Genomic DNA, 26,435 nt, shown 5'->3' with positions numbered 1-26,435 from the left:
CAATGCGTGTGTTGAAAGTGGGCCTGGTGCTGTTGCTCTGGGTCTTTGCCCTGACGGCCCAGGCCGAGTTGAAGTTTCCGGAGCTGACCGGGCGGGTGGTCGATAACGCCCAAATGATCGAGCCGGCGGTGCGCGAACAGCTGACGCAACAGCTCCAGGCCCATGAAAAAGCCACCGGCGAGCAGTTGGTGGTGGTCACGTTGCCGGACTTGCAAGGCACCGACATCGCCGACTTCGGTTATCAATTGGGGCGCCACTGGGGCATCGGCCAGAAGGACAAGAACAACGGCGCACTGCTGATCGTCGCGCGCGATGATCGCAAATTGCGCATCGAAGTCGGTTATGGCCTGGAGGATCGCCTGACCGATGCGCAGAGCTCGGTGATCATCAACCAGGTGATCACCCCGGCGTTCAAGAGCGGTAACTTCAGCAAGGGCATCAGCGACGGGGTCGCGGCGATGCTGGTGGTGCTGGGCGGTAATCCACTGGATGAGCCGTCCACGGTGTACGACTCCGGAAGCAATCAGGAAAGTGACTTCCTCTCACGGCATCCGGGGATCTTCGTGTTTCTGGTGATGCTGTTTATCCTGACGATTTTCGTCTGCCAGATGCTCGGGATCCTGCCCAGTGGTGGCGGCAGTGGCCGAGGCGGTTCGAGCGGTGGATTCGGCGGCGGAGGGTTTGGTGGCGGCGGCGGAGGCGGGGGCTTCAGCGGCGGCGGAGGCAGTTTCGGGGGCGGCGGTTCGTCGGGCGGCTGGTGACACTGCCAGTAAAAACAATAGCGAGCAGGCATTCATAAACATGGCATTACTGACTGAACACGAACAACGCAAAGTCGCCGAGGCAATTGCCCGGGTCGAGCGCGACACTGACGCCGAACTGGTGACGGTGCTGGCGGCGCGCGCCGACGACTATGCGTACATCCCGCTGCTCTGGGCCAGTCTGCTGGCGCTGGTGGTGCCGGGTGTCGTGCATTACCTGACGGGCTGGCTGACCATGCACAGCCTGCTGCTGGTGCAATGGATCACGTTCATCGTGCTGTGCCTGGTGTTCCGGATTCCAAAAGTCACCACGCGCCTGATCCCGCGCTCGGTGCGGCATTGGCGTGCGTCGAACCTGGCGCGCCGGCAGTTCCTGGAGCAGAACCTGCACCACACGGTGGGCAGCACCGGGATGCTGATTTTCGTCTCCGAGGCCGAGCGTTATGTGGAGATTCTGGTGGATGAGGGGATTTCCAAGCGGCTGGATAACAAAAACTGGGACGCGATTGTCGCGGCGTTTACGCAGCAGGTGAAACAAGGGCAGACGTTGCAGGGGTTTGTCACCTGCGTCGAGGCGTGCGGCGAATTGCTCAAAGTGCATGTGCCGGTGACGCATGAGCGTAATGAGTTGCCGAATCGGTTGGTGGTGTTGGGCTGAGCTTACTCACCCCTATAGGAGCGAGCTTGCTCGCGAAGGATGCCGAATCACCGCGTTTATCCAGTGAGCCCGCGTCATCGTTAGCGACCTTCGCAAGCGAGCTCGCTCCTACAGATCGTGCCGTTCGGGAAATTAGCCGTGCCCTTGCACGCCATCCCCCCTAAAATACCCGCCATTCCCCGATTCGCACCGCCCGAGGCCGCTTTTTCCATGTCTGTCATCGTCACTCCCGCCAGCCTCGCGCCGGATCACCACGCCCAGTTCATCGACCTGCTGCAATCGAGCCTCGAGCAAAGCGCCTTCATCAAACTGGTGCTGGCCAAGTACGTCGGCACCGAGACCGATTTGCAGCGGCTGATCATCAAGCAGCTGACGGTCAAGGATCAGCCTTGCCTGTCCTTCGTCTACCGCTATAAAACCCGCGACATCACCAAGAACCTGCCGCTTGCCGAGGGCGTTGCGACCATCGCCGCGTTGCTGCCAGCGTCGTTCAAAAATGCGCATTTATTGTCGCTGACGGATGAAGCCCAGCTCGAATACAGCAAAAAGGGCAAGTCTTCGCTATTCAAGAGCAAACCTCAGCAATTACGCGAGGTGCCGTCCGCCGAGCACAACCGCGAGAAAAACCGCTTCCTCGACCTGAGCCGGCCGTTTCTCGCCGACCTCGGCGTGACGAACAGCAAGCACGAGCTGATCCCGGCGATGTCGCGCAAGTGGAAGCAGATCAACAAGTTCATCGAAGTGTTCAGCCATGCGCTGACCACTTCGCCGCTGGCGCTGGACAAGCCGGTACGGGTGGCGGATTTCGGTTCGGGCAAGGGTTACCTGACGTTCGCAATCCACGACTACCTGCGCAACACCTTGCAGGCCGAAGGCGAGGTGACGGGGGTCGAGCTGCGCGAAGAAATGGTCAACCTGTGCAACGCCGCCGCGGCGAAGCTTGAGCATCCGGGGCTGGTGTTCAAATGCGGTGACGTGCGCAGCGTGGCACCGAGCGAGCTGGACGTGATGATCGCGCTGCACGCCTGCGACATCGCCACCGACTATGCGATTCACACCGGCATTCGCTCCGGCGCCTCGATCATCATGTGCTCGCCGTGCTGCCACAAACAGATCCGCCTGCAAATCCAGAGCCCGGCGCTGCTCAAGCCAATGCTGCAATACGGCCTGCACCTGGGCCAGCAGGCGGAAATGGTCACCGACAGTTTGCGCGCGCTGTTCCTTGAGGCGTGCGGCTATGAGACCAAGGTTTTCGAGTTCATCTCACTGGACCACACCAACAAGAACAAGATGATCCTGGCGGTCAAACGCGCCGAGCCGGTGGACCCGGCCCAGCTGTTGGTGAAGATTCAGGAGTTGAAGGATTTCTACCACATCACCGAGCACTGCCTGGAAACCCTGCTGCGCGCTGACGGTTACCTTTGAACTTGTTCCGACGGCTACCTTTGATCCTGATTCGACGGCTACCTCTAAACCTGTAGGAGCCAGGCTTGCCGGCGAAGGCGTTCTTAAGATCGCCTTCGCCGGCAAGCCTGGCTCCTAGAAGGCGATCTTGCGGACGCCTTCGCCGGCAAGCCGGGCTCCTACAGGTTATGCCGTTGCGACCTGCGCGGGTTTGACCGCCGTCTTGCGCCCCAACATCACCGTCACGATCACCCCGGCGGCAAACAGCCAGGTGATCGGCTCGATGTGTTCACCGAAGAACAACGCCGAAAACGCAATCGTGAAGAAGATCTGCAGCAACTGGATCTGACTGACCCGCGCAATCCCGCCCATCGCCAACCCGGCGTACCAGGCGAAAAACCCGATGAACTGCGAAAACAGCGAAACGTAACCAAACGCCCACCAGGTCTTGGCCGAAATCTCGCCCTGATGTTGCAGCGCCAGGTACACCACCGGCCCGATCAGCAGTGGCGTCGACAGCACCAGCGCCCAGCAGATCACCTGCCAACCGCCCATCTCCTTGGCCAACCGGCCACCTTCGGCATACCCAAGGCCGCCCACGGCAATCGCCCCGAGCATCAGCAAGTCACCGGCCTGAATACTGCCGGCCCCGCTGATCAGTGCATAACCGAGCACCAACGCACTGCCCAGCGCGGCGCAGGCCCAGAAGGCTTTCGACGGTCGCTCATGGGACAGCCACGCGGCATACAGCGCCACGCACAACGGTTGCAGGCCGTTGACCAGCGCGCCGTGGGACGCCGGCAAGGTTTGCATGGCCCAGGCCGAGAGCACCGGGAAACCGAGGATCACCCCGGCAATCACCAGCGTCAGGCCTTTGACCTGTTTCCAGGTCGGCCACTTTTCCCGGCGCCACAGCAACAGCAACGCCGCCGGTACCGCGGCGAACAACGCACGGCCCAAGCCGTTGAGCAGCGGATGGAGCTCCTGCACGACGATTCGTGTGAAGGGCAGGGTGAGGCTGAAGATCACAACGCCCAGCAGGCCCAGGGCCATGCCGGTGTTTTCGCGCGAGGACATGATGGCAACCAGAATCGAGAGTGGCGGGAAGAGTGTTCATCTAGCCATAAACCGGGGGTGTTGCTCTGTTACAGCTAGGTGCAGAGTTATCCGTACAGTTTGATGGCCCCTTCGCGAGCAAGCCCGCTCCCACATTCGACCGAGTCTCCTATGGGAATGCGGTTGAATGTGGGAGCGGGCTTGCTCGCGAAGAACGATAACGCGGTCCATCGGTAGTAGCAGGTTATTACCCGCCCCTCTGGATTAGGTCTACCTTGAATACTCCTACGTATTTCCCAGAGGAGTCCTCCCCATGGCTGCCAAGAAAATTCTGATGCTGGTCGGCGATTACGTCGAAGACTACGAAGTGATGGTGCCGTTCCAGGCGCTGCTGATGGTCGGTCACACGGTACACGCAGTGTGCCCGGACAAAACCGCCGGCCAGACCGTGCGCACGGCGATCCACGATTTCGAAGGCGACCAGACCTACAGCGAAAAACCCGGTCATCTGTTTGCCCTCAACTTCGACTTCGCCAAGGTCGCCGAGACCGACTACGACGCGCTGCTGATCCCGGGCGGTCGTGCGCCGGAATACCTGCGTCTCAACGAAAAAGTCCTGGAACTGGTACGCGCCTTCGACAAGGCCGGCAAACCGATCGCCGCCGTGTGTCACGGTGCGCAGTTGCTGGCGGCGGCGGGCGTGCTCGAAGGTCGCGAGTGCAGCGCGTACCCGGCCTGTGCCCCGGAAGTGCGCTTGGCCGGCGGTACGTTCATCGATATCCCGGTGACGGAAGGTCACGTACAAGGCAATCTGGCCACGGCGCCGGCATGGCCGGCGCACCCGAGCTGGCTGGCCGGTTTCCTCGGGTTGCTGGGCACCAAAATCACGCTGTAACGAGGGACCTGTCCATGTGCGAGCTCTACGTCAAAGCCGATCCGATTCTCTACGAATCGCGCTCCCGCTCGCTGCGCATCTGCGGGGTGGTGACCACCCTGCGCCTGGAAAATCAGTTCTGGGACATCCTCAGCGAAATCGCCGAGGTCGACGGCATGACCACCAACCAGCTGATCGCCAAGCTGTATGAAGAGGTGATGGACTATCGCGGCGAAGTGGTGAATTTCGCCTCGTTTTTGCGGGTGAGTTGCACGCGCTATTTGAGTCAGCGGCGGGTGAGTGCGCCGGAGTTGTCGGTGGTGCGGGCGGGGGTTAGGTAGCGTAGACCGAGTCGACCCCTTCGCGAGCAAGCCCGCTCCCACATTAGACCGGGTTGTCCGGACAGACGCGATCAAATGTGGGAGCGGGCTTGCTCGCGAAGAGGACCGTACAGGCGACAAAAATCCGGGTCTGGTCTTTACTCTGAAGCGCGAAACCTCTCAATCGCCAAGGAGAACGAGCATGTCCGGATGGTACGAAGTGAGCAAAAGCGTCAGTGGCCAGTTCAGGTTTGTGCTGAAGGCCGCCAACGCCGAAACCATTCTGACCAGCGAGCTGTACACCACCCGCGCCGCTGCCGACAAAGGCATCGCATCGGTTCAGTCCAACAGCCCGCTGGATGAACGCTACGAGAAGAAAACCACCAAGGACGGTCATCCTTACTTCAACCTCAAGGCCGGTAACCACGAGATCATCGGCAGCAGCGAGTCGTACTCCTCGGCTACCGCAATGGACAAAGGCATCGCCAGTGTAAAAGCCAACGGCCCGACCACCGTGATCAAGGACAAGACCCTGCCAGTGCTCTGAATCCACCGACGACCTAATGTGGGAGCGGGCTTGCTCGCGAAGGCGGCTTAACATTCAACGACGATGTTGACTGTCAGACCGCTTTCGCGAGCAAGCCCGCTCCCACATTTGCTTTGTGTGTGACTGGTGATCAGCGCAAGGCTTTCAACAAGTCTAGCAACTGGCTGATCCCGGCCTCGCCCAGTGGAAACACCGGCAACCGTGGATCGCCAACGTCCAGCCCCGTGGCCCGCAAGCCCGCCTTGATCGTCGCCGGCAAGCCACCCTTGAGGATGAAGTCCAGCAGCGGCAACTGGCGATAGAACAGTTCGCGGGCCTTGCCCAGGTCATTGGCCAACACGGCCTCATACAGGTCAAGGTTGAGCTGCGGAATCAGGTTCGGTGCCGCCGTGCACCAGCCTTTCGCCCCGGCTGCAAAGGCTTCCAGGGCCAGCGGGTTGCAGCCGTTGTAGAACGGCACCCGGCCTTCGCCCAGCCGTTGCAGTTGATGCATGCGCTGGATGTCGCCGGTGCTTTCCTTGACCATCGTCACGTTGTCCACCGCGTTGAAGATCCGCAGGATCAAGTCCACCGACATGTCGGTGCCGCTGGTGGCCGGGTTGTTGTAGAGCATGATCGGCACGCCGATGCTGTCACCGATGGCGCGGTAATGGGCGAGGATTTCCGCTTCGCTGAGTTTCCAGTAGGACGTCGGCAGCACCATCACCACATCGGCGCCATGAGCTTCGGCGAAACGTGCGCGGCGCACGGCTTTGGCGGTGGTCAGGTCGGACACGCTGACGATCGTCGGCACGCGCTTGGCCACGTGTTTGAGGCTGAACTCGCTGACCTGGTCCCATTCCGCGTCGCTCAAATAAGCGCCTTCGCCAGTGCTGCCCAGCGGCGCAATCGAGTGCACGCCGCTGTCGATCAGGCGGTCGATGGAACGCCCGAGCGCGTCGAGATCAACGCCTTCGCCGTTGCCGGTGAACGGGGTGATGGTGTAGCCGATGATGCCGTGAATGGTTGGGGTCGACATGGCGACGCTCCTCTTGAAAATGAGTGGGTTCAGTTCAGGCAATCGGCGTGTTGACGCAGGTTCTGCCGAGCGTAGTAGTTGAAGGCGGCGGCGTGGCGCTTGGGTCTGGAAATCCAGTCATGCGCCTCACGTCCAAGTTCGGGCAAGATCGGCTTGATCGTCCCGGCACTCATCGCTAGCAGTTGCAGCTTGGCGGCGCGCTCGATCAGTTGCGCAATGACACACGCCTCTTCGATGGTCGTGCCGGTGGACAATTGGCCGTGGTGCGAAAGCAGGATCGCCCGTTTGTCGCCCAGCGCGCCGGCAATCAGTTCGCCTTCCTCATTGCCCACCGGCACGCCTGGCCAGCCTTCGAGAAACGCGCAGTCGTCGTAGAGCGGGCAGAGGTCCATGTGGGAAATCTGCAGCGGCACTTCAAGCATCGACAGCGCCGCGACGTGGGTCGGGTGGGTGTGAATGATGCAGTTCACGTCCCGTCGGGCGCGGTACACCCAGCTGTGAAAGCGGTTGGCCGGGTTGGGCATGCCGTCGCCTTCCAGCACTTCAAGGTCTTCGTTGACCAATAACAGATTGCTGGCGCTGATTTCATCGAAACCCAGGCCCAGTTGCTGAGTGTAGTAGGTGCCTGGTTGCGGGCCGCGGGCGGTGATTTGCCCGGCCAGGCCGGAGTCGTGACCGTTTTCGAACAGAATACGGCAGGTCAGGGCCAGCTTTTGCCGGTCGGTCCACGTATTATCCGCCAGGGTATTTTGCATCTGGGTCAGCGCTTGCTTGACCAGTTGCTCTTTGGGTAGTGCTAAGGTCTTGGCCATATCGGTGTCCTTTGGGGTCAGTGCAAATGACACAAGCGAGACTATATGACACAAAGTGTCATTGGCAAGGGTAAATCGTCGCCTCCTTGATGGATTAATCGCTCGACATGTCTATCCGTTTGAAATTACTGAGAAAAAAACTCGGCGTGACGCTGGAGGCCTTGGCCGAAAAGTCCGGCATGACCAAGAGTTATCTGTCGAAAGTCGAGCGCGGGCTGAATACGCCGTCGATCGCGGCTGCGCTGAAACTGGCGAAGGCGTTGAACGTGAAGGTCGAGGAGCTGTTCTCCGAAGACAACGTCAGCCTCGACAGCTACAGCCTGGTGCGCAGCGATGAGCGCCAGTCTCTCGCGGCGAATGACCAAAGCCCCGGTTACGCAGTGCTGGCGCATCAAGTCAGCGAGCGCAGCTTGCTGCCGTTCATCATTTATCCGCCGAGCGAGTTCGTCGACAAAGCCTTCAAGGAACACGTGGGGGAGGAGTTTCTGTTCGTCCACGAAGGGCAGGTGGAAGTGGATTTCATGAACGAGCGCGTGCTGCTCAATCGTGGGGATGCGTTGCACTTCAATGCGCAGAAACCACACCGGATTCGCTCCGTGGGCGAGGTGCAGGCGCAGTTGCTGGTGGTGGTGCATAGCCGCGAGGACTGAGATGAATGGGCCGACGCTTTCGCGAGCAAGCCCGCTCCCACATTTGATCCGTGTACGCCGCAGATCAAATGTGGGAGCGGGCTTGCTCGCGAAGGCGTCAGTCGCGTCGCCGCCTAAACCTCGACCGGAACCGTCAACTTCGGACTCCCCAACGCATGGGTCTTCGAATCAAAAAACCGCAACTCAACCCCCGTCCCCTCAAACACCTTCGCGTAATGCCGCTTCTGATGCTGGATGAACGCCTTGCTGCGCGGGTAAATCGACACCGCCACCACCTTCGGTTTCGCTTGCCGCAAGGCATGGATGATGTGGCTGTCCTGCTCACCCAGGGCATGACCAAAAATGCACAACCCGTCGCCATGCCCCAATAGCTGGTCATAACAGAACGACAGATAATCCGAACTACGAATGGTCTTGAGCTTGTCCTGGGCCGGGCCTTCGTTGACGAATAGCGGCACGTCATCCAGCGTCTTGATCCTATTGTTGATGGCGAAACTGCCGAGCAACGTGCCCTCGGTCGACATCAATTTACGCGCCGTGCCGTCCTGATTACGCACCAGATGCAGGCCACCGTGCAGGTACAGCAATCGGGTTTTATCAGTCGCCGTGGCGCTCAAATCAAAACCCGGCTCGGCGCCCTGGAACAGATCGGAGACGACGTCAGGCGTGTGCTGAGTCGCCCAGTAATTGAGCAAGTCATAGTTGGTGGTAAACACCGTCCGATAGCGGCCCAGTTCCTGATTGATCGTCGCCAGGGTTGAAGGCATCACCAGCCGCCACGGAATGTGCACCGCGTGCACGGTGTTGATTAGCGCTTCCTTGATCGCGTAGTAGCGATTGCGCGGTGCGGCGGAGCTGACGGCCAGGGCCTTGTTGACACGGCTGGTGGTTTTCAGCGCGCTGAGCACCTGCTCGAAGCTGCGCGTCTGCATCGCGTCGAACACGCTCAATTCGGACTGGCTCATCGGCTTTTCTTCGACGGTGCGCGCGTTTTCGAACAGCGAGTCGTATCCGAAATCGTCCCACACCGCGCGACTGGCGCCGTTGCCCAACAGCAGGCCGCTGAACGAAGCGCTGGTGCGCAAGGCGTCCCAGTCTTCAAGTTGGGCATCGACATCCTGGAAATCGGTCATTGCGTTCATCGTCTCAAAGCAAGGGTTCTGATGGGCGGCGACTTTATCACGACCCAGACTTGAGCCAGATCAAGTTACTGCGCAAGCGATGGGTTGATCCTGTGGGTACCCGCTGGATCGGCACTGCCGGTTCGGCCTCAGCCAGGAGATTCGCTCATGAGCAGCACGTTTTTCATCCCCGCCGTGAACATCATGGGCATTGGTTGCCTCGACGAGGCCATGATCGCCATCGGCAAGTACGGTTTTCGCAAGGCGCTGATCGTCACCGACGCCGGGTTGGCCAAGGCGGGCGTAGCGACAATGATTGCCGAGAAACTGGCGTTGCAGGACATCGACTCGGTGATCTTCGACGGCGCCAAGCCGAACCCGACCACCACTAACGTCGAGAAGGGCCTGGGCCTGCTCAAGGAAACCCGCTGTGATTTCGTCATCTCCCTGGGCGGCGGCTCGCCCCATGACTGCGCCAAAGGCATCGCCTTGTGCGCGACCAACGGCGGGCAAATCCGCGACTACGAAGGCGTCGATCAATCAAGCAAACCGCAGCTGCCGCTGATTGCCATTAACACCACCGCCGGCACGGCCAGCGAAATGACCCGTTTCTGCATCATCACCGACGAAACCCGTCATGTGAAAATGGCCATCGTCGACCGCAACGTCACACCGTTGCTGTCGGTCAACGACCCGGCGCTGATGGTCGGCATGCCGAAAAGCCTGACCGCCGCCACCGGCATGGACGCACTGACTCACGCCATCGAAGCCTACGTGTCCACCGCCGCCAACCCGATCACCGACGCCTGCGCTCTGAAGGCCATCACCCTGATCAGCAATAACCTGCGCCTGGCCGTGCGCGACGGCAGCGACATGGCGGCACGGGAAAACATGGCGTACGCACAGTTTCTGGCGGGCATGGCGTTCAACAATGCGTCCCTGGGTTATGTGCATGCCATGGCCCACCAATTGGGCGGTTTTTACGACCTGCCCCACGGTGTGTGCAACGCGGTGCTGCTGCCCCACGTACAAAGCTTCAATGCGTTGGTCTGCGCCGATCGCCTGACCGATATCGCCGTCGCAATGGGTGTCGACGCGCGCGGGGGCAGTCCGGAAGAGGGCGGGCGAGCGGCCATCGCGGCCATCCGCAGCTTGTCCAGGGACGTGGACATTCCCGCCGGTTTGCGCGCGCTCGGCGCCAAGCTCAACGACATCCCGATGCTTGCCGCCAACGCCTTGAAAGATGCCTGTGGCCTGACCAATCCGCGTGCGGCGGATCAACGGCAGATCGAGGAGATTTTCCGCAGCGCGTTTTAACGGTGACACGGTTCGGGCGCAAAGGACGCTATGCTGCGACTTCGCCCGAGCCGACATCATCGAGTCCCTGATGCTGCAAAAAAGCCTGATCCGCCGCCTCGACCTGATCACCCTTCAGCTGTTCGTCGCCGTCCACGAGGAAGGCACGCTGACCCGTGCCGCCGCCCGCGAAGCCATCGCCGTGTCGGCGGCCAGCAAGCGCTTGATGGAACTGGAAGAAGCGCTGGGCATCAGCCTGTTCGTGCGTCAAGCCAAGGGCATGACGCTGACGCCGGCCGGTGAAACCCTGTTGCACCATGCCCGGCAGATGCTCTTCAACGTCGAGAAAATGGGCCTGGAACTGGGCGAGCACAGCCACGGAATTCGCGGCTATGTGCGGATGCTCGCCAACCTGTCGGCGATCATTCAGTTTCTGCCCGAAGACCTGCGGGACTTTTCCGAGCGTCATCCCCAAGTCAAGACCGACCTCGAAGAACGCCCCAGCAGCGGGGTGATCCAAGGTGTGCTCGATGGCGTGGCCGACCTCGGGATCTGCTCCAGCGACAGCGACGTCAAAGGGCTGCGCAGCGTGCTGTATCGGCAGGACAAACTGGTGGTGTTGATGCTGCCCGATCATCCGTTGGCCCGTCGTTCCAGCCTGGCGTTTGCCGATACGCTGGACAGCGACTACGTCGGTTTGCATGCGGCCAGCTCGATCAACATGCGCACCCACGCGGCGGCACGCAAGGCCGGCAAGGTGCTGCGGTTGCGCATTCATGTGCCAGGGTTTGATGCGATGTGCCGGATGGTCCAGGCCAACATGGGCATCGGGATTTTGCCGCAAAAAGCCTATGAGCTGTTTGGCCGGGCGTTGGGGTTGCACGCGGTGCCGTTGACGGATGACTGGTCGGATCGGGCGCTGGTGTTGGTGGTGCGCGATGAAGCGGCGTTGTCGCCGGTGAGCCGGATGTTGTTTGAGCAGTTGCGGGGTCAGGTCTGATTATTCTTGAGTGGATGGGCGGGCCTCTTCGCGGGCAAGCCTCGCTCCTACAGGGGCGCGCTGAACCTGTAGGAGCGAGGCTCGCCCGCGAAGACTGACCCGAGGTCGCGACCCTTCCAAGGGAGCGTTCGCGTTTCACGAACGCCCGTTGCCAACTGAAGGTTGGATTCCTGCCCCCCCGGTCCTCTAGCCTTGGCTCATATTCCAAGAACAACAGAGGTACCCCGCGATGACTGCCCCCCTGAGTGCAATCAAGGTAATCGAGATCGGCACGCTGATCGCCGCGCCGTTTGCCGCGCGCATGCTCGCCGAGTTCGGCGCCGAGGTGATCAAGATCGAAGCCATGGGCCAGGGCGATCCCCTGCGCAAATGGCGCAAGCTATACGAGGGCACCTCGTTGTGGTGGTACCTGCAATCGCGCAACAAGAAGTCGTTGGCGCTGAACCTGAAATCCCCGGAAGGCATCGAACTGGTCAAGCAACTGGCGACCAGCGCCGACGTCCTCATCGAAAACCTGCGTCCCGGCGCCCTGGAAAAACTCGGACTGGGCTGGGACGTGTTGCACGCTCTCAACCCCAACCTGACCCTGGTGCGCATTTCCGGTTACGGCCAGACCGGCCCGTACCGCGATCGTCCGGGTTTCGGTGCCATCGGTGAGGCCATGGGCGGCATTCGCTACACCACCGGCACGCCCGGTTCGCCGCCGGCACGCGTCGGTGTCAGCCTCGGTGATTCCCTGGCCTCGCTGCACGCGGTGATCGGGGCCTTAATGTCGCTGCTGCGGGTCAAGACCGGGCAGGGCGGCGGGCAAGTGGTCGATGTGTCGCTGGCCGAAAGCGTATTCAACGTCATGGAAAGCCTGGTGCCGGAATACGACATGCAGGGTCACATTCGCGAACGCAGCGGCGGCGCTCTGCCGGGCATCGCGCCTTCCAATACCTACCTGACCGCCGATGGCGCCTACGTGGTGATCGCCGGCAACAGCGACCCGATCTACAAGCGCCTGATGGAAACCATCGGTCGCCGCGATCTGGCCGACGCGCCGGAATTCGCCCACAACGACGGTCGTGCCTTGAAAAGTAATGTGCTCGACGCGGCGATCACTCACTGGACCAGCAGCCTGCCGATCGCCGACGTGCTGGCGGCCCTGGAAGCTGCCGAAGTCCCGGCCGGGCGCATCTATTCGGTGGCCGACATCGTCGCCGATCCGCATTACCAGGCGCGGGACATGCTGCTCAGCGCCGACCTGCCCGGCGGTGCCACGGTCAAGATGCCGGGCATTGTGCCGAAACTCTCGGAAACCCCCGGCGGCGTGAACTGGTCGGGACCGACGTTGGGCCAGCACACCGACGGCATTCTCGCCGGGCTCGGGCTGACGGACTCGGACATTGAACGGCTGAAAACCGAAGGGGTGGTGCAATGATCACTGATTTCTCCCAGACCCTGATTGTTCAGGAAGTCTCGCCTCGGGACGGTTTGCAGATCGAGCCGACCTGGGTTGAAACCGTCGACAAGATTGCGCTGATCGATCAGCTGTCGTTGGCCGGTTTCACTCGCATCGAAGCAGGGTCGTTTGTCTCGCCCAAGGCCATTCCGGCGCTGCGCGATGGCGAGCTGGTGTTCAAGGGCATCACCCGCCAACCGGGGGTGATTTACGTCGCGTTGATCCCCAACCTGAAAGGCGCGCAACGAGCGCTGGCGACCCGGGCCGACGAGCTGAACCTGGTGATGTCCGCCAGCCAGACGCACAACATGGCCAACATGCGCATGCGTTGCGAAGATTCATTGGCCGCGTTCGGTGAGATCGTGCACTACGTCGGCGGCACGCAGGTGCGCCTTAACGGCAGTATCGCCACCACCTTCGGTTGCCCGTTCGAAGGCAAGATCGATGAGGACCGCGTGCTGCAGATTGTCGAGGCGTATCAGGAACTCGGCCTCCAGGGCATCACCTTGGCCGACACCACTGGCATGGCCAATCCTCGGCAGGTTGATCGACTGGTGCGGCGGGTGTTGCAGCGGGTGTCGCCAGCTGATTTGACCCTGCATTTCCACAACACCCGCGGCCTCGGTTTGTGCAACGTGCTGGCCGCCTACGAGGCCGGTGCCCGACGCTTCGACGCTGCACTGGGCGGGCTCGGCGGTTGCCCGTTCGCACCGGGGGCCTCGGGCAATATCTGCACCGAAGACCTGGTGAACCTGTGCGATGAAATCGGCATTCCGACCGGCATCGATCTGCCGCTGTTGCTGAAGTTGTCCCGAGGTTTACCGGCGCTGCTGGGCCACGAAGTGCCCGGTCAACTGGCCAAGGCCGGACGCAATTGCGACCTGCACCCAAGCCCGTCCTGACCACACCGAACAAACCTGTAGGAGCGAGGCTCGCCCGCGAAGAGGCCATCACATTCAACATTGATGGCACCTGACACACCGCCTTCGCGGGCAAGCCTCGCTCCTACAAAAAACGCATCTCAACCAGACAACAAAAACAATCGGACACCCAAGGGAAGTCCGCCTGGAGAAACATCATGAGCCTGAATGTACTGGAGGCGGGTGCGAACCCGTCCGTTAGCCACGACGAAGAAAAAGCCCTGGTCAGCAAGGTCGCCTGGCGCCTGATGCCGCTGATCATGGTCTGCTACCTGTTCGCCTTTTTCGACCGCATCAACATCAGCTTCGCCAAGTTCCAGCTGCAGACCGACCTGAGCCTCAGCGACACCGCTTACGGCCTCGGCGCCGGGTTGTTCGTGGTCGGTTACGTGATCTTCGAAGTACCGAGCAACATGATGCTGTACAAGGTCGGCGCGCGGCGCTGGATCGCGCGGATCATGATGTCGTGGGGCCTGGCCACCGCCGCCATGGTCTTCGTCAACAGCGAGTGGCAGTTCTACGCGCTGCGCTTCGTGATCGGGGCGATGGAAGCCGGTTTCGCCCCAGGCGTGCTGTATTACCTGACGTTGTGGTTCCCACAGCACTATCGCGGGCGCATCACCTCGATGCTGTTCCTGTCCTCGGCGTTTGCCGGTCTGGTCGGCGCACCGTTCTCCGGTCTGGTGCTGCAACACCTCGACGGTTTCCTCGATATGCGCGGCTGGCACTGGCTGTTCCTGCTCGGTGGCGTGCCGTGCATCGGCCTCGGCTTGCTGGTGCTGACACTGCTCAAGGACCGCATCGAAGACGCCCATTGGCTGACGCCGTCGGAGAAGACCTTGCTGGCCAGCCGTATCGCCCACCATGAACCGCACAAGAGTGGCGGCTCGTTGCTCGCCGCGCTGCGCATCCCGGGTTTCCTGACCCTCGGGCTGATCTACTTCCTGATTCAGGTGGCGTCCTACGGCTTGAATTTCTGGGCCCCGCAACTGATCCGCAGCGCGGGCACCGAAAGCCCGGTGATGATCGGTTTGCTGACGGCGATTCCGTACATTTGCGGCGCCATCAGCATGGTGGTGATCGGGCGGTTGTCCGACTCGACGGGCGAGCGACGCAAGTTTGTCGCCGGTTTGGTTGCGGTGGGCGCGGTAGGGTTCTTCTGTGCGGGGATCTTCGCCAACCACACGACCTTCCTGATCGTCGCCCTGGGCCTGCTCGGTGCCGGGATCATCGCGTCGATCCCGAGCTTCTGGACCCTGCCGCCGAAACTGCTGGCCGGTGCCGGGGCGGGCGCTGCGGGCGGGATCGCGGTGATCAACACCCTTGGCCAGTTCGGCGGCATCGTCAGCCCGGTCATGGTCGGGCGGATCAAGGACCTGACTGGCAGCACCACACCGGCGTTGTACGTGATCGGTATCTGCGCGCTGATCGCCGTTGCGCTGCTGATGTGGGGACTGCCGCAAAAGCTGCGTACGCTCGACAAGTTCTGAAAACTGCGGCGCTGTTCAGGCCGCCTTCGCGAGCAGGCTCGCTCCCACACTTGATCTGTGCCACGCCGCCGATCACCTGTGGGAGCGAGCCTGCTCGCGAAGGCGGCCTGACAGTCACCACTTCACTGTCAGTTAGCGCTCAACTCGCCGTCACCAAAGTTTTTGCCGGTGTAGCACTGAACTGAATCAGCACCACGCCCGCCACCAGCAACAAAGCCCCCAGCCCTCGCGACACCGTCATCTGCCGCTCGACCAAGCCAAACATCCCGAAGTGATCCAGCACCAACGACGCGACCACTTGCCCGGCCAGCGCCAACGCCATAAACCCTGAGGCCCCAAGCTTCGGCAGCAGCACCAGCGCCAACGAAATAAAACACACCCCAAACGCCCCGCCAGCCCACATCCACAACGGCGCCTTGCTGATGAACGCCAGTGTTGGCAATGGCAAACGCATCGCCAGCATCACCGGCAACAACACCACAATACTCACCAGCAACGACGCCATCGTCGCCCACAACGGGTGACACAGACCGCGTCCCAGATTCGCGTTAATCGCACTCTGAAAAGGCACCACCGCCCCGGCAATCACGGCCAGCAACAACAGGCCGGTCCAATGCAATGTACTCATGATCACTCTCCAACAGGTTTTGCTGGACTCTAGAGTATTCGTAACGCAGATTTAAATTCCGATTTGCTATCCAGAACATGCATCAGATGAATGATCTACGGCGCATCGACCTCAACTTGCTGGTGATCCTCGACGCCTTGCTCACCGAGCAACACGTGACCCGCGCGGCCGAACGTTTGCACCTGAGCCAGCCCGCCGTCAGCCATGCCCTGGCGCGATTGCGTGACCTGCTCGGCGATCCGCTGCTGGTGCGGGCCGGCGCCAGTCTCGTGCCGACGCCTCGTGCCCTGGAGTTGATGGCACCTTTGACCGAAACCTTGGCCCAAGTGCAATCGCTGCTGGCGCCGAACGCCTTCGACCCGGCCACCGCCAGGCGCACGTTTCGCCTGGCGATGTCCGACTACGGCGCCGCGATCGTCCTGCCGGGACTGATTCGCACGTTGCGCCGGGAAGCACCGGGCATCGACCTGCAAATCAGCCACGCCAGCCGCGAAGGCATGCTTGATGCCGTGCTCAACGGTGACATCGACCTGGCGGCCGGCGTCTTTCCCGAGCTGCCCCACGAACTGCGCAGTACGCCGCTGTTCGAAGAACACTATGTCTGCCTGGTAGACCGCCACAGCCTGCCCGCCAACGGCGACCTCGACCTGCCGACTTACCTCGCACGCCCCCATGTCCTGCTGGAAATGCGCGGCAGCGGCACCCCGGAAATCGAACGCGCCCTGACCACACTGCGCGAACGCCGCCGCGTGGCGATCAGCCTGCCGCACTGGAGCGTCGCCCCGGAACTCATCAGCGGCACCGACCTGATCCTCACCGTCGCTTCGCGAGGCGTGCGCGATATTGATGACCGTTCGTTGATCGTCGTGCCACCGCCATTTCACATTCCTTCTTTTACGTTTGTGCTGGTTTGGCATAAACGGCGGGGTGGGGATCAGGCGTTGAACTGGTTGAGTAAGCGAATAGAGGAGGGAATAGGCCGCGGTTGATGATTAACCAATACCGCCGGATTTCATGGGGTTTACCAAGCACTTGGTGGGAGACGTCGAGTATGAAAGACCCGCAGCACTTGCAAACGGCCTTGGCGAACTCGATAGGGAATCACATAGGGCCGATCTGGTAAAACCCATTCCCGAGTCCCGGGCAATCGGCCTTCACGGCCTGTCGCTGGAAAGCGAGCAAGATGATCAATGCTGGTGAGAATGGCTTGGACAAAGTCTGCTGCAGCTTTTGGGTTCTCCAGTGCTATGTACGCGGCTTCGTCATCCAGATTCTTTAATGCAGTACGCAGCCACTCAACGCGCATTGGCTGTCCACTTGTCAGCGATTGCATTCACTTCCTCTGACGTTGCGAAGTCTCCTGCATCGGCTTCTATCAGGGCATTCTGGATTTCCTGGATTTGCCAGGCTTCCCGGGCCAGGTACTCACGCAATGCATCCACGGCAAGATATGACTTGCTTCGACCCGTTGCCTTGGAAAGGTTGGCGAGGGTATCGGCTATTTCGTCTGGCAAGCGTAATGACATGACGGACATGATGGTCTCGATGTAGTGATTTGTAATACAACATACTACACCGTCATCATAGAGCGGAGGTCATCCCGTTCGTCTGTCGTAACTAATCGTTGCACCGACCTTTCGCACTCTCGTTCCAGCGACACTGCCATAAGGCTCAAAGATAATGTCGGCAACGGCCGTATGCCGGAATGAAGTTCTTCGACGATCAGTAACTCGACGCCGAGGGACCTGATATAGACTTGCGTCCATTCACCCAGTAGTTCATCAGGATTTCCCATGACCCCATCGCTGCTAATGGCCGTTCTCGCCTCGGGCTTTATCTACGGGATCACGCCGGGGCCGGGGGTATTGGCGGTGTTTGGCATCGGCGCGGCGCGTGGTCGGCGGGCGGGCGCGGGATTCTTGTGCGGGCATTTGCTGGGAGACGTGGTCTGGTGCAGCACCGCGCTGATCGCGATTGTCGGTGCGCGGGAAATCGGCAGCACCGCGTTCGACGTGTTGGGCGTGATCAGCGGGCTGTATCTGTTCTGGCTCGGTTTGCGCGCGATTCGCGCTCGTCGCAGCAGCGCCGAGACACCTCAAGGCCCGGCGCGGCAGCCGTTCTGGCACGGCATTCTGTTTGGCCTGACCAATCCAAAGGCGTACCCGGTGGCGGTGGCGACATTCACCGCGTTGCTCTCCAGCCGCGCCGAGCTGCTGCATTGGTCGATGCTGCCGTGGCTGATCGTCTTGAGCTTCGTCGGCGGCCTCATCGCCTACGCTATCCTCATTGGCATTGTCGGGGCACGTCAGGTGCGCACGTTGTATCAGCGTCATGAGCTGGCAATCACCCGGTTGTGCGGGATGATGTTCATTGGTTTTGCCATCAACGCCCTGGTGCACGCATTGCCGGGGTTGATGCCGAACAAGGCTTGAGGCTGATCGCAGGATGCGTCGGTTGTACTGAACGGTCAGGGAAGGTTATTTATTGCTACATTGTCCGGACACGCTCACCGCACTATGGCAACGAGAAATTCCGCGCCGTTGGCGAGTTACATCGATCTTTTGCTGGACGCCGTCTGTGCGGTCGACAAACAAGGCCGCTTCGTCTTTGTCAGCGCGGCCTGCGAGCGCATTTTCGGCTACACCCCCGACGAGCTGATCGGCCAGCCGATGATCGACCTGGTGCACCCCGCCGATCGTCAGCGCACCCTCGACGCCGCGCGGGAAATCATGGGCGGCGACCCCAAACTCAATTTCGAAAACCGTTACCTGCGTAAAGATGGGCGCGTGGTGAACATCCTCTGGTCGGCGCGCTGGTCGGAGGTTGACCAGTTGCGCATCGCCGTCGCCCGCGACATCACCGAACGCAAGCAGGCCGAGTCCCGGCAGGCGGCGCTGTATGCGATCTCCGAAGCAGCCCACGCCGCGGAAGATTTGCTGGCGCTGTTCAAGCGCGTCCATTTGATCATCGGTGAATGGCTGCCCGCGCTGAATTTCTCCGTCGCGCTGTATGACGAGCACTGTGCACAGCTGAATTTTCCCTATCACGTCGACGACCATGAATTGCAGCCCGAGGCGCCCGGGACCATTACCGCGCGGCTTTGCGCCGAAGTGATTCGCAGCGGCCAGCCGATTCTGTTGACCCCGGGCCAGGAAAATCTTCCCGTGGGGTTTGAAACGCTGGTCGCGGGCCAGCATTCACCTTGCTGGCTCGGTGTACCGTTAAACTCGCAAAACGGCACCATCGGTGCGCTGATCGTCAAAAGCGTGCCCGGCGGCGAGCGCTACACCGAGCAGGACAAGGAACTGTTGCAGTACGTTTGCGCCCAAGTCGCCACGGCGATTGAACGCAAGCAATTGCATACCCGACTGCAGCACATGGCCCAGTACGACCAACTGACGCAATTGCCCAACCGCGAGTTGCTGCGTGACCGGCTCAAGGCCTCGCTGACGTTGGCGCGGGCAGATTCCGGGCGCATGGCGCTGTTGTACGTCGACCTCGACCGCTTCAAAGAAGTCAACGACACCCACGGCCATGCGGTCGGCGACATGCTGCTGCAAGCGGTCGCCAATCGGCTCAAGGGCTGCGTGCGCGAAACCGACACCGTGGCGCGTATTGGCGGTGACGAGTTTGTGGTGTTGTTGCACAGCATCCACGCGGCGGAAGATGCCGACAGCGTTGCGGGCAAAATCCTTCAAGTCCTGGCCCAGCCACTGCGATTGGACGGGCACAGCCTGAACATCCATCCGAGTATCGGCATCGCCAATTACCCCGAGCACGGCACCGAAGAAAAGCAGCTTTTCCGGCATGCCGATGAAGCGATGTACTCCGCAAAACGCCAGCATCATCTGCGACTGAGCGTGTAAAAACCTCCACCGTTCGTCGCTGGGATTTCAATTTTTCTAAACCTTTGCAGGGATCGAAATTCTGATTCTATGCGGGCTCCTGCTCGCCGCGATCATCACCAAGAGGTAGAGAATCATGCCTAACTCAAGAAACTCGAACTCGGGAAACTTCGGCAACGATCGAACGAAGGCGTCTGAAGCCGGTCGCAAAGGTGGGAAAACTACCACCACGACTGTCGATAAAGACCCTGCCAAACCCGATATGGGCCGCAAAGGTGGCCAGAAATCCAAGTAGTGGTGAAGGTGGTTTTGATTGAGAGGCGGGAGCGAAAGCTCCCGTTTGAATTTTATTTCGAGGAGGGCGCGACCATGAGCCGGATGGCCACCCGATTACGCAATGCCAGTTTCGCCACGTTACTGGGCCTGTGTGCCAGCAGTGCCTTTGCCCAGTCACCCGCCGAATTCATCAATGATGCGTCGGCCAAAGGCATGGCCGACATCGAAGCCAGTCGCCTGGCGCACCAGAAAACCGAATCCAAAGAGGTCAAGGACTACACGATCGTCGTCATCAACGATCGCACCACCGCCAACCAGCATCTGGCGAAAATAGCCAAGCAACTCGATTTGCCGGTGGCCCCGCGCGAAGAGGTGGTCGACAAGGCCAAGGCCTTGATGCCGGAAGTGATGGACGGCGCGTCTTTCGATCAGGCCTATGCCGCCAGCCAGGTGAAAACCACCCAGGAAGCCATCGACCAGCTTCAGCGTGAAGCGCAGACCACCGACATTCCGGAAATCAAAGCGTTCGCTGAAGAAACCCTGCCCAAACTGCAAAACCATCTGCAAATGGCCAGGGCGCTGCAGGCCAGTCGCTAGCCATTGGGAGAGCGCGGGTGACCTTGGGCCGCCCGCGCATCGCCGATCAGCATTGATTCAGGCCCGAATCCTTTTTTTCCTCGACGACGGTGCCGTCCAGGGAAATCGTTTCACCTTCACCCAGCTGCCGATACTGCTTTCTCAGCGCCTCCAACTGCTTGAGGTCCAGCGCTTCGAGCCCGAGCATCGCGTTCTGCGCCTCTTTTGTTACCCGCAGCAACTCATCGACCTTCAAATGCAAAATGTCCGTGTCGCGGTTCTGGGTGTTCTGAATCAGGAACACCATCAGAAACGTGATGATGGTGGTCGAGGTATTGATGATCAGCTGCCACGTGTCGTTGAAGTCGAAAATCGGCCCACTCAGCCCCCACAGGAAAATCAGAATAATCGCCCCCATGAACGTCTTGGGGCTGCCGGCCCATAGGGCGAGTTTCTGTGCGACTTTTGCGAATTTCATTGCCGTGTTCCTTGTAGGGATGCGCCTGATTTTGTGACAGCGCCGGCAGGCTGAAAATTCTGATTAAAAGTGGGGGGGCAGTGAAAAACCGGCAGAAATTCAAACGCTGTAGCAGCAGGCTTGGGCGAGTCCATCCAATTACAGGGTTGTGTGTTTGCCTGCTGGCCGGTTTTCGTTCAACTCTCTAGCTTCACCTCAACCGTCCAGCTGAAGTACCCCAATGCCTCGCAGTTTTTATCGATCAGCATGAAACGCAATTCGCACTTCTCAATCCCTGACGCCAGTTGCGTGCACTGCCAATAATGATCATCAGCCTCGTGGCTGCCCGGTTCGGTTGGGTTGGCGGGATCGGGGGCGGGCACGGTCAGGTTGCCGTGGACTTTCAGCTCAGGTGTTGAAAGAACCCCGGCATCGCCTATCGACATCTCGTAAAAAGTAACGCTGTGTTCGGCGAGCAAACTGACGGTTCTACCGCGGATATGGAAAATTGTCCCATTGTCGGTGGGTAGCGTCACATAGCTGTCATTTATCGTATTTTGTTTGACTGGCGTGCCGCTGATGACGAAGACGTGGCCTTGATCAATCGCGGTGGGGTTCTGCGGTTCAAGGCTGGGTTGCGGGTAACGTGAAAGCAGCGATTCGGCATCGACGATCAGCAATACATTATTGGCGGTCGTACCGCTGGAAGAAGGGGGTTTGATCGGTTCGGAAGTCATCATGGATTCCTTTCATGATGTTGACAGGTGACGGCAGCCGCTTCGATTCATGCAAGACATCCTGTTCCCGTCGAGGCGGCAACGAACGCTGCTGGCCCCTTGTCGCCAAGGGGCCAGTCCATCGTCAGTTACGGATGGTAATGAACGGATCCCACGAGCAGCAGCCGACAATCTTGCAGTCGCGATCTACGATCAGGAAGTGGAAGTGATAGGTCACGCTACCGGTTGAAAGTGTTTCCGAAGACCAGTAATGGTTATCGACTTTCTGGCAGCTCGGCACCGATGGATTGCTGGTGTTGGGGACGGCGACACAGGCAGTAGCCTTGCGTGGCGTGGGTGTGGAGATCAATTCGTTGCCGACATTGCCGACGAACTTGTAGAAAATGACTGCTGTTTCGAAACTCTGCGACAGGCTGGTTTCACGCCAGCGAATCAAGTCGCCCACCTGGGCTCTCAAGTTGAGTTCGCCACCGGCCTGCCCACTGACCACGTTGTTCTGATTGGTCACCATGTACACATGATTGACATCGATCAGCGTCGGCGAAGCGGGGTTTTTGCTGATGTTCGGGTAGCTTTTCAGAATGGTTTCAGTGTCGATGGAAACAAGTACATCCGTGACTCGAGACATAGTGAAGCTCCTTGTTCATAGTGGACGCCTGGCTACCTACCAGGCACAACAACGCTTGCTTGCCTTGCGGCCGTTGTGAACACATGACGTTGGAACCCACCCGTTTTGACGGGATACAAACAGGCCTTGCTCCTTGCGTTGCAATGACGGGTTGGGTTCCTTCAAACAGGCCGCGATTGGACTATAGATGCCAATTTTATGCTGTCAAAACTGCTTTAGCCTTGGCTCGACGAACGGTGTGTTTGGTGATGAGATTCGAGAGTTTCGCGATAAGAACCAGGTCATCGAGAACTGAAAGGCCTGGCTGTAATGTCCGTCTACATCTTCGGGGGAGGGCAGATGGGCATTGGCGCTGTATCCTCTTGATCCGTCGTGAAGAGAATGCACCGACAGGAGAACCCAATGAGTTGGTCCGCCAAACAATACGTCGCTTTTGAAGATGAACGCACCCGTCCTGCCCGCGACTTGCTGGCGGCCATCCCCGGCACGGACGTGCGCTTGGCCATCGACATTGGATGCGGGCCCGGCAACTCGACCGAGTTGCTGGTGGAGCGCTTTGCCGATGCCACGGTGCGGGGGCTGGACAGTTCAATTGACATGATCGAGGCCGCGCGCAAACGTCTGCCGCAGGTGCAGTTCGATATCGCTGACATCGATACCTGGAAGGACAGCGGGCCGTTCGATGTGATTTTCGCCAACGCGGTGTTGCAGTGGTTGCCTGATCACGCGACGTTGCTCCCTGCACTGGTGAACAAGCTTTCTCCCGGTGGCAGTCTGGCGATTCAAATGCCGGACAATCTCAATGAACCGTCGCACCGCTTGATGCGCGAGGTGGCAGCCGATGGTCCGTGGGTCGGTAAACTGGCTGGCGCTGCCGGGCAGCGGACGGAGATGGAGAGTGCCAGTGGTTATTACTCGATGCTGCGGGCCCATTGTTCCCGGGTTGATGTGTGGCGTACGACGTACCATCACCCACTGGCGGGCGGCGCGTCTGGGGTAGTCGAGTGGTTCAAGGGCAGTGGTTTGCGACCGTTTCTCGATCCGCTGGATGAAGCGGAGCGGGAGCAGTATCTCAAACAATATCAGGCGGCAATCGATCGGGCTTATCCGACGCTGGCGGATGGTTCGGTGTTGTTGCCATTTCCGCGGTTGTTTTTGGTGGCGACGCGCTGATGTGAAAAAGGGACAGATGCATTATCTGCCCCTTTTCGTTGAGCCACTGAGAGCATCACTGCGGCTTGCCTTTCTTGGAGCGCCTGGCACTCAAGTATTCAAAAGCAAATGAAGCAAAGCCGAACAACCCGATCATTGAAACGATCATGATTCCCAACTCTGAACTGTCCATGGTGATCTCGGTGCGAAGGGTGAGCCGGGAGAATAAGGTATCTATTTGCGGGCGAAACGCCTTGCTACGGCTTCTTTACTGGGCCGCGAGGATCTTTACGCAAAATGTACGGGCGGCCTTCAGCGTTGCACGCCGATCAACATCATCATGGGGCGTTCCCGTTCTTCGGCCAGCGCCGGCTGCGCCGCGACCTCTGCATCTGATGGGCCCCATTCGTTGATGTGCTGGAGGGTGAATACCGCCGCGATCAACCTATTAAGTAACGTGCCCACGGTTCGGTGTTGCTTGATCACACCTTCCGCCAGCCAGTGGGTGATGCGCTCGCCTTCCATTTGATAGCTATCTAGCGGCCAGCTCTTGCGGCCGTCGGCATCGGTGATCCAGCCGGGGTTACGCGGTGCATGAAAATCGGGTGTTCGATGGAAAACACGAAACGTGAACCGGGTTTGAGGGCTGCGTGGATGTTAGCGAGCAGGCCCGGCAGGTTCTTAATGTAGTGCAACGCCAAGCCATTCTGGCGCGGAGTCGAGGCCGCCAATGGAGCGAGCCATCTGGTTATAGCCATGGAAGAATCCGGGATCGTCGTAGATGTTTTGGGTCATGGGCGAGGGGCTTTGTATTGCGCTGAAACGTAAAGGGCACCTCGAAAGGCGCCCGATAAACATCAGGACGGTTGTGCATCCATGCGCCGGGCGATGACATCCAGCACATCGCAACCATCACGCAAAGGTATGGCGCACAACAATGCGAAGTCGCTGAGGATGACCGAGTCAGTGCTGATTTCACCTCGCATCGCGAGGTTTTCGAGAACCTGCGTCACCGCACCGATTCTGTATCTGGCGCTGCTGAGCAGTGAGTGCAGCGGTTGAGTGGTGTTGACGTAAAAGGAGGGTAGATCGTCGGCGTTGCTGGTTAAGGCCATGAACTCTTTCATTTGTGATCACCATGTAGAGAGGAAGATCTACCACTCAATCGTCGCCAAACAATAGGGTGGTAGCCGTACGCGGGTTGGCGAACCGGGCCATGGTAAAACCGGCAGACCCTAAGGTCTCCCACGCACAGCCACCAAAAAAAGGCAGCCAAGTACGTTCAAAAGCGCTCCGAGAACTACTCGGAGGCTTCTGTACCATGACGTCGAGTCGCCAAACCCGACACGCCATTTGGGCGCAGTTCGACTATAGGCTTCATGGTAAAAACACAGCAATACGCAAGTGTACGGACAATTCCCAGAGTCGTGTAGGACGTTGCTTTTTCAGCCTATCGGCCTCGTTCGGAATCCCGAGCAGAGCGCAATCCGCACGTGTTTCACTAATCCCGCTGCAAAAAAAAACCGGCCACGTGGGGCCGGTTGATTCATCTCTGAGTTGGCACTTCAACTCTGCTGCAACACCTTAAGCGCTGCCGAGGCCAGAAAACCCGAGCGGCTTTTCTCTTCCGGATGGTGCAGCACGTACTCATCAATCCGGTTGAGCAGGTAACCGGGCAGTGTGATGTTCAGCTTCTGGGCCTTGCCCAGGTATTTGGTAACGTCGATGTCCACCAGCGCCCACGCACAACCCGCGTACTTGGGGTTGGCCGCATGCAAGGTCACTTTATTAGCGGGCGGAATGGGGGAGCCGTCTTCAGCCAGAATCTCGAAATGGCCTTCAATGGCTTCCCGAGCCATGGCCATCGCGTCATCCAGATCTTCCCCGGCGGAAAAGCATCCCGCAATGTCGGGGACTTCCACTCCCCAGGCGTGCTCGTCGTCGCCCATTGAAATCGCAATTGGGTAAAGCATGTTCATTGTCCTCCGAGGACGCAGCGCATCGGGCTCATTAGAGCAGCGCCTGTTGCAAGATACTGATGGTCGTTTTCTTCAGCAGATCTTTCTTCGGGTGAGGGACTGTCACCAGCCCCGGCTTGGTCGGGTGCTTGAAGTGATGATGGCTGCCTCTGATGCGCACCAGATACCAGCCGTCCGCAACGATTTGGCTTATCAAAAATCGGCTATTCACAACACCTCCCTGTGGTGTGCTTGTGGTTACTATACCTACTGGTAATTTGTAATCAACACTATAACCACCGAAAACATTCCAGGGGTTCGATGACATAGGCAATCCGGATCGAGTCTAGGGAGGTGCTGCGGCGATGGCTTTAGGTGGATTGAATCGAGGTGTTTTGTGTATTGCGGGGTTTTACCGAGCACTCACCTCGCCACGCTCGCGTGTTGATAGGTCGAGATGCTTTGGTGTGTGCTGCCCTAAGGTGTTGTACGGACCTTGGTGGTTACCCAGGTTCTTCTATAAGGAAAAGAATTTTTAGACGGGGGTTGACCATGCATTTTAATCCTGTACTATTCGCCTCCCGCTGACGAGCAGTTCGATGCGGGTTTAGCTTAAGCAGTTGATTTTGTTATAAAAATTAGATGCTTTTAAGGTTGCTAAATGAAATAAGGCGCTGTAGAATGCGCGCCTCGGTTGAGACGAAGTTCTTAACCCACCGCTCTTTAACAACTGAATCAAGCAATTCGTGTGGGTGCTTGTGGAGTCAGACTGATAGTCAACAAGATTATCAGCATCACAAGTTACTC

General features: G+C 59.5%; 31 protein-coding genes and 1 pseudogene. 18 read left to right on the top strand and 14 right to left on the bottom strand.

The features are described from left to right. Positions 1 to 2: 2 nt before the first annotated feature. The 3 genes from ACIPL2_RS13820 (at position 3) to ACIPL2_RS13810 (ending at position 2,844) form a co-directional block, all read left to right on the top strand. On the top strand, positions 3 to 761 hold the full coding sequence (locus ACIPL2_RS13820; protein ID WP_401357126.1) for a TPM domain-containing protein: 759 nt from the start codon (positions 3 to 5) through the stop codon (positions 759 to 761). Between the two features lie 40 nt (positions 762 to 801). Continuing rightward, positions 802 to 1,419, top strand: coding sequence for a TPM domain-containing protein (locus tag ACIPL2_RS13815; protein ID WP_401357123.1), 618 nt, complete (start codon positions 802 to 804; stop codon positions 1,417 to 1,419). Positions 1,420 to 1,629: 210 nt separating this feature from the next. Then, the gene (locus ACIPL2_RS13810; RefSeq protein ID WP_401357121.1) at positions 1,630 to 2,844 is read left to right on the top strand and encodes a class I SAM-dependent methyltransferase; all 1,215 of its coding nucleotides are present in this window, start codon (positions 1,630 to 1,632) and stop codon (positions 2,842 to 2,844) included. A 165-nt stretch (positions 2,845 to 3,009) separates the two neighbouring features. Here ACIPL2_RS13810 and ACIPL2_RS13805 read toward each other — a convergent pair whose 3' ends face one another. Next, positions 3,010 to 3,900 (bottom strand): DMT family transporter, encoded by an 891-nt coding sequence (locus ACIPL2_RS13805; protein ID WP_059402326.1) that lies wholly within the window; start codon positions 3,898 to 3,900, stop codon positions 3,010 to 3,012. 292 nt (positions 3,901 to 4,192) lie between these two features. Between ACIPL2_RS13805 and ACIPL2_RS13800 the strand changes: the two genes are divergently transcribed. The 3 genes from ACIPL2_RS13800 (at position 4,193) to ACIPL2_RS13790 (ending at position 5,620) form a co-directional block, all read left to right on the top strand. Continuing rightward, on the top strand, positions 4,193 to 4,774 hold the full coding sequence (locus ACIPL2_RS13800; RefSeq protein ID WP_059402327.1) for a DJ-1/PfpI family protein: 582 nt from the start codon (positions 4,193 to 4,195) through the stop codon (positions 4,772 to 4,774). 14 nt (positions 4,775 to 4,788) lie between these two features. After that, entirely contained in the window at positions 4,789 to 5,094 is a 306-nt protein-coding gene (locus ACIPL2_RS13795) for a ribbon-helix-helix domain-containing protein (RefSeq protein ID WP_401357119.1), read from the top strand. A 181-nt stretch (positions 5,095 to 5,275) separates the two neighbouring features. Then, complete coding sequence (locus ACIPL2_RS13790; protein WP_401357116.1) at positions 5,276 to 5,620, top strand: YegP family protein; 345 nt, start codon at positions 5,276 to 5,278, stop codon at positions 5,618 to 5,620. Between the two features lie 130 nt (positions 5,621 to 5,750). Here ACIPL2_RS13790 and ACIPL2_RS13785 read toward each other — a convergent pair whose 3' ends face one another. Both ACIPL2_RS13785 and ACIPL2_RS13780 read right to left on the bottom strand, forming a co-directional pair. Further along, positions 5,751 to 6,638: a dihydrodipicolinate synthase family protein gene (locus ACIPL2_RS13785; protein ID WP_401357113.1), complete on the bottom strand. Its 888-nt coding sequence runs from the start codon at positions 6,636 to 6,638 to the stop codon at positions 5,751 to 5,753. 29 nt (positions 6,639 to 6,667) lie between these two features. Beyond that, positions 6,668 to 7,450 carry an aldolase gene (locus ACIPL2_RS13780; protein WP_401357110.1) on the bottom strand — a complete coding sequence of 261 codons (783 nt, stop codon included), beginning with the start codon at positions 7,448 to 7,450 and terminating at the stop codon, positions 6,668 to 6,670. Between the two features lie 107 nt (positions 7,451 to 7,557). Between ACIPL2_RS13780 and ACIPL2_RS13775 the strand changes: the two genes are divergently transcribed. After that, on the top strand, positions 7,558 to 8,100 hold the full coding sequence (locus tag ACIPL2_RS13775; protein WP_401357107.1) for a helix-turn-helix domain-containing protein: 543 nt from the start codon (positions 7,558 to 7,560) through the stop codon (positions 8,098 to 8,100). 113 nt (positions 8,101 to 8,213) lie between these two features. Here the strand turns inward: ACIPL2_RS13775 and ACIPL2_RS13770 are convergent, their stop codons facing one another. Continuing rightward, positions 8,214 to 9,233, bottom strand: coding sequence for a DUF4917 family protein (locus ACIPL2_RS13770; RefSeq protein WP_401357104.1), 1,020 nt, complete (start codon positions 9,231 to 9,233; stop codon positions 8,214 to 8,216). A gap of 156 nt (positions 9,234 to 9,389) precedes the next feature. Between ACIPL2_RS13770 and yiaY the strand changes: the two genes are divergently transcribed. From yiaY to ACIPL2_RS13745, 5 genes are all read left to right on the top strand, one after another. Further along, complete coding sequence (gene yiaY / locus ACIPL2_RS13765) at positions 9,390 to 10,538, top strand: L-threonine dehydrogenase (RefSeq protein WP_401357101.1); 1,149 nt, start codon at positions 9,390 to 9,392, stop codon at positions 10,536 to 10,538. Positions 10,539 to 10,608: 70 nt separating this feature from the next. Further along, the gene (locus tag ACIPL2_RS13760) at positions 10,609 to 11,517 is read left to right on the top strand and encodes a LysR family transcriptional regulator (RefSeq protein WP_401357098.1); all 909 of its coding nucleotides are present in this window, start codon (positions 10,609 to 10,611) and stop codon (positions 11,515 to 11,517) included. A 229-nt stretch (positions 11,518 to 11,746) separates the two neighbouring features. Then, positions 11,747 to 12,940 (top strand): CaiB/BaiF CoA transferase family protein, encoded by a 1,194-nt coding sequence (locus ACIPL2_RS13755; RefSeq protein ID WP_401357095.1) that lies wholly within the window; start codon positions 11,747 to 11,749, stop codon positions 12,938 to 12,940. Continuing rightward, positions 12,937 to 13,863 carry a hydroxymethylglutaryl-CoA lyase gene (locus ACIPL2_RS13750; protein WP_401357092.1) on the top strand — a complete coding sequence of 309 codons (927 nt, stop codon included), beginning with the start codon at positions 12,937 to 12,939 and terminating at the stop codon, positions 13,861 to 13,863. Before ACIPL2_RS13755 ends, ACIPL2_RS13750 begins: the two co-directional genes overlap by 4 nt. 176 nt (positions 13,864 to 14,039) lie before the next feature. Then, complete coding sequence (locus ACIPL2_RS13745) at positions 14,040 to 15,371, top strand: MFS transporter (RefSeq protein WP_401357089.1); 1,332 nt, start codon at positions 14,040 to 14,042, stop codon at positions 15,369 to 15,371. Between the two features lie 139 nt (positions 15,372 to 15,510). On the opposite strand, the gene ACIPL2_RS13740 is transcribed toward ACIPL2_RS13745, so the two are convergent. After that, complete coding sequence (locus tag ACIPL2_RS13740; RefSeq protein ID WP_401357086.1) at positions 15,511 to 15,999, bottom strand: DMT family transporter; 489 nt, start codon at positions 15,997 to 15,999, stop codon at positions 15,511 to 15,513. A gap of 77 nt (positions 16,000 to 16,076) precedes the next feature. On the opposite strand from ACIPL2_RS13740, the gene ACIPL2_RS13735 reads away from it, so the two are divergent. Further along, entirely contained in the window at positions 16,077 to 16,988 is a 912-nt protein-coding gene (locus ACIPL2_RS13735; RefSeq protein ID WP_401357083.1) for a LysR family transcriptional regulator, read from the top strand. 32 nt (positions 16,989 to 17,020) lie between these two features. Here ACIPL2_RS13735 and ACIPL2_RS13730 read toward each other — a convergent pair whose 3' ends face one another. Beyond that, positions 17,021 to 17,305 carry a type II toxin-antitoxin system RelE/ParE family toxin gene (locus ACIPL2_RS13730; protein WP_401357478.1) on the bottom strand — a complete coding sequence of 95 codons (285 nt, stop codon included), beginning with the start codon at positions 17,303 to 17,305 and terminating at the stop codon, positions 17,021 to 17,023. Beyond that, the gene (locus tag ACIPL2_RS13725) at positions 17,295 to 17,534 is read right to left on the bottom strand and encodes a CopG family ribbon-helix-helix protein (RefSeq protein WP_401357080.1); all 240 of its coding nucleotides are present in this window, start codon (positions 17,532 to 17,534) and stop codon (positions 17,295 to 17,297) included. The genes ACIPL2_RS13730 and ACIPL2_RS13725 overlap by 11 nt, the downstream gene beginning before the upstream one ends. Before the next feature lie 258 nt (positions 17,535 to 17,792). On the opposite strand from ACIPL2_RS13725, the gene ACIPL2_RS13720 reads away from it, so the two are divergent. The 4 genes from ACIPL2_RS13720 (at position 17,793) to ACIPL2_RS13705 (ending at position 20,717) form a co-directional block, all read left to right on the top strand. Continuing rightward, positions 17,793 to 18,431 (top strand): LysE family translocator, encoded by a 639-nt coding sequence (locus ACIPL2_RS13720; protein WP_401357077.1) that lies wholly within the window; start codon positions 17,793 to 17,795, stop codon positions 18,429 to 18,431. 84 nt (positions 18,432 to 18,515) lie between these two features. Further along, positions 18,516 to 19,865 carry a diguanylate cyclase domain-containing protein gene (locus ACIPL2_RS13715; RefSeq protein ID WP_401357074.1) on the top strand — a complete coding sequence of 450 codons (1,350 nt, stop codon included), beginning with the start codon at positions 18,516 to 18,518 and terminating at the stop codon, positions 19,863 to 19,865. A 115-nt stretch (positions 19,866 to 19,980) separates the two neighbouring features. Next, positions 19,981 to 20,139, top strand: coding sequence for a KGG domain-containing protein (locus tag ACIPL2_RS13710; RefSeq protein ID WP_401357071.1), 159 nt, complete (start codon positions 19,981 to 19,983; stop codon positions 20,137 to 20,139). A gap of 74 nt (positions 20,140 to 20,213) precedes the next feature. Continuing rightward, on the top strand, positions 20,214 to 20,717 hold the full coding sequence (locus ACIPL2_RS13705) for a DUF4142 domain-containing protein (RefSeq protein WP_401357068.1): 504 nt from the start codon (positions 20,214 to 20,216) through the stop codon (positions 20,715 to 20,717). Positions 20,718 to 20,763: 46 nt separating this feature from the next. Here ACIPL2_RS13705 and ACIPL2_RS13700 read toward each other — a convergent pair whose 3' ends face one another. The 3 genes from ACIPL2_RS13700 to ACIPL2_RS13690 form a co-directional block, all read right to left on the bottom strand. Beyond that, a complete protein-coding gene (locus ACIPL2_RS13700) occupies positions 20,764 to 21,174 on the bottom strand; it encodes a low affinity iron permease family protein (RefSeq protein WP_401357065.1) in 411 nt (136 codons plus the stop codon). A 176-nt stretch (positions 21,175 to 21,350) separates the two neighbouring features. Further along, positions 21,351 to 21,890, bottom strand: a complete 540-nt coding sequence (locus ACIPL2_RS13695) for an AidA/PixA family protein (protein ID WP_401357062.1) — start codon at positions 21,888 to 21,890, stop codon at positions 21,351 to 21,353. A 124-nt stretch (positions 21,891 to 22,014) separates the two neighbouring features. Further along, positions 22,015 to 22,518, bottom strand: a complete 504-nt coding sequence (locus tag ACIPL2_RS13690; protein ID WP_401357059.1) for an inclusion body family protein — start codon at positions 22,516 to 22,518, stop codon at positions 22,015 to 22,017. Positions 22,519 to 22,920: 402 nt separating this feature from the next. On the opposite strand from ACIPL2_RS13690, the gene tam reads away from it, so the two are divergent. Beyond that, positions 22,921 to 23,691: a trans-aconitate 2-methyltransferase gene (gene tam / locus ACIPL2_RS13685; protein WP_401357057.1), complete on the top strand. Its 771-nt coding sequence runs from the start codon at positions 22,921 to 22,923 to the stop codon at positions 23,689 to 23,691. Between the two features lie 291 nt (positions 23,692 to 23,982). Here tam and ACIPL2_RS13680 read toward each other — a convergent pair. The 4 genes and pseudogenes from ACIPL2_RS13680 to ACIPL2_RS13665 all read right to left on the bottom strand — a co-directional run bounded on the left by ACIPL2_RS13680 (position 23,983) and on the right by ACIPL2_RS13665 (position 25,860). Further along, positions 23,983 to 24,465 (bottom strand): annotated as a pseudogene (locus ACIPL2_RS13680) (hypothetical protein). Between the two features lie 62 nt (positions 24,466 to 24,527). Next, complete coding sequence (locus ACIPL2_RS13675; RefSeq protein WP_401357055.1) at positions 24,528 to 24,797, bottom strand: short-chain dehydrogenase; 270 nt, start codon at positions 24,795 to 24,797, stop codon at positions 24,528 to 24,530. 438 nt (positions 24,798 to 25,235) lie between these two features. Further along, entirely contained in the window at positions 25,236 to 25,643 is a 408-nt protein-coding gene (locus tag ACIPL2_RS13670) for a type II toxin-antitoxin system HicB family antitoxin (RefSeq protein ID WP_401357052.1), read from the bottom strand. 37 nt (positions 25,644 to 25,680) lie between these two features. Further along, on the bottom strand, positions 25,681 to 25,860 hold the full coding sequence (locus ACIPL2_RS13665; RefSeq protein ID WP_401357050.1) for a type II toxin-antitoxin system HicA family toxin: 180 nt from the start codon (positions 25,858 to 25,860) through the stop codon (positions 25,681 to 25,683). Positions 25,861 to 26,435: the final 575 nt, after the last annotated feature.

The organism is Pseudomonas sp. NPDC086251 (assembly GCF_044746405.1).
Classification (GTDB): domain Bacteria; phylum Pseudomonadota; class Gammaproteobacteria; order Pseudomonadales; family Pseudomonadaceae; genus Aquipseudomonas.
This window is presented reverse-complemented; position numbering and strand designations above follow the sequence as displayed.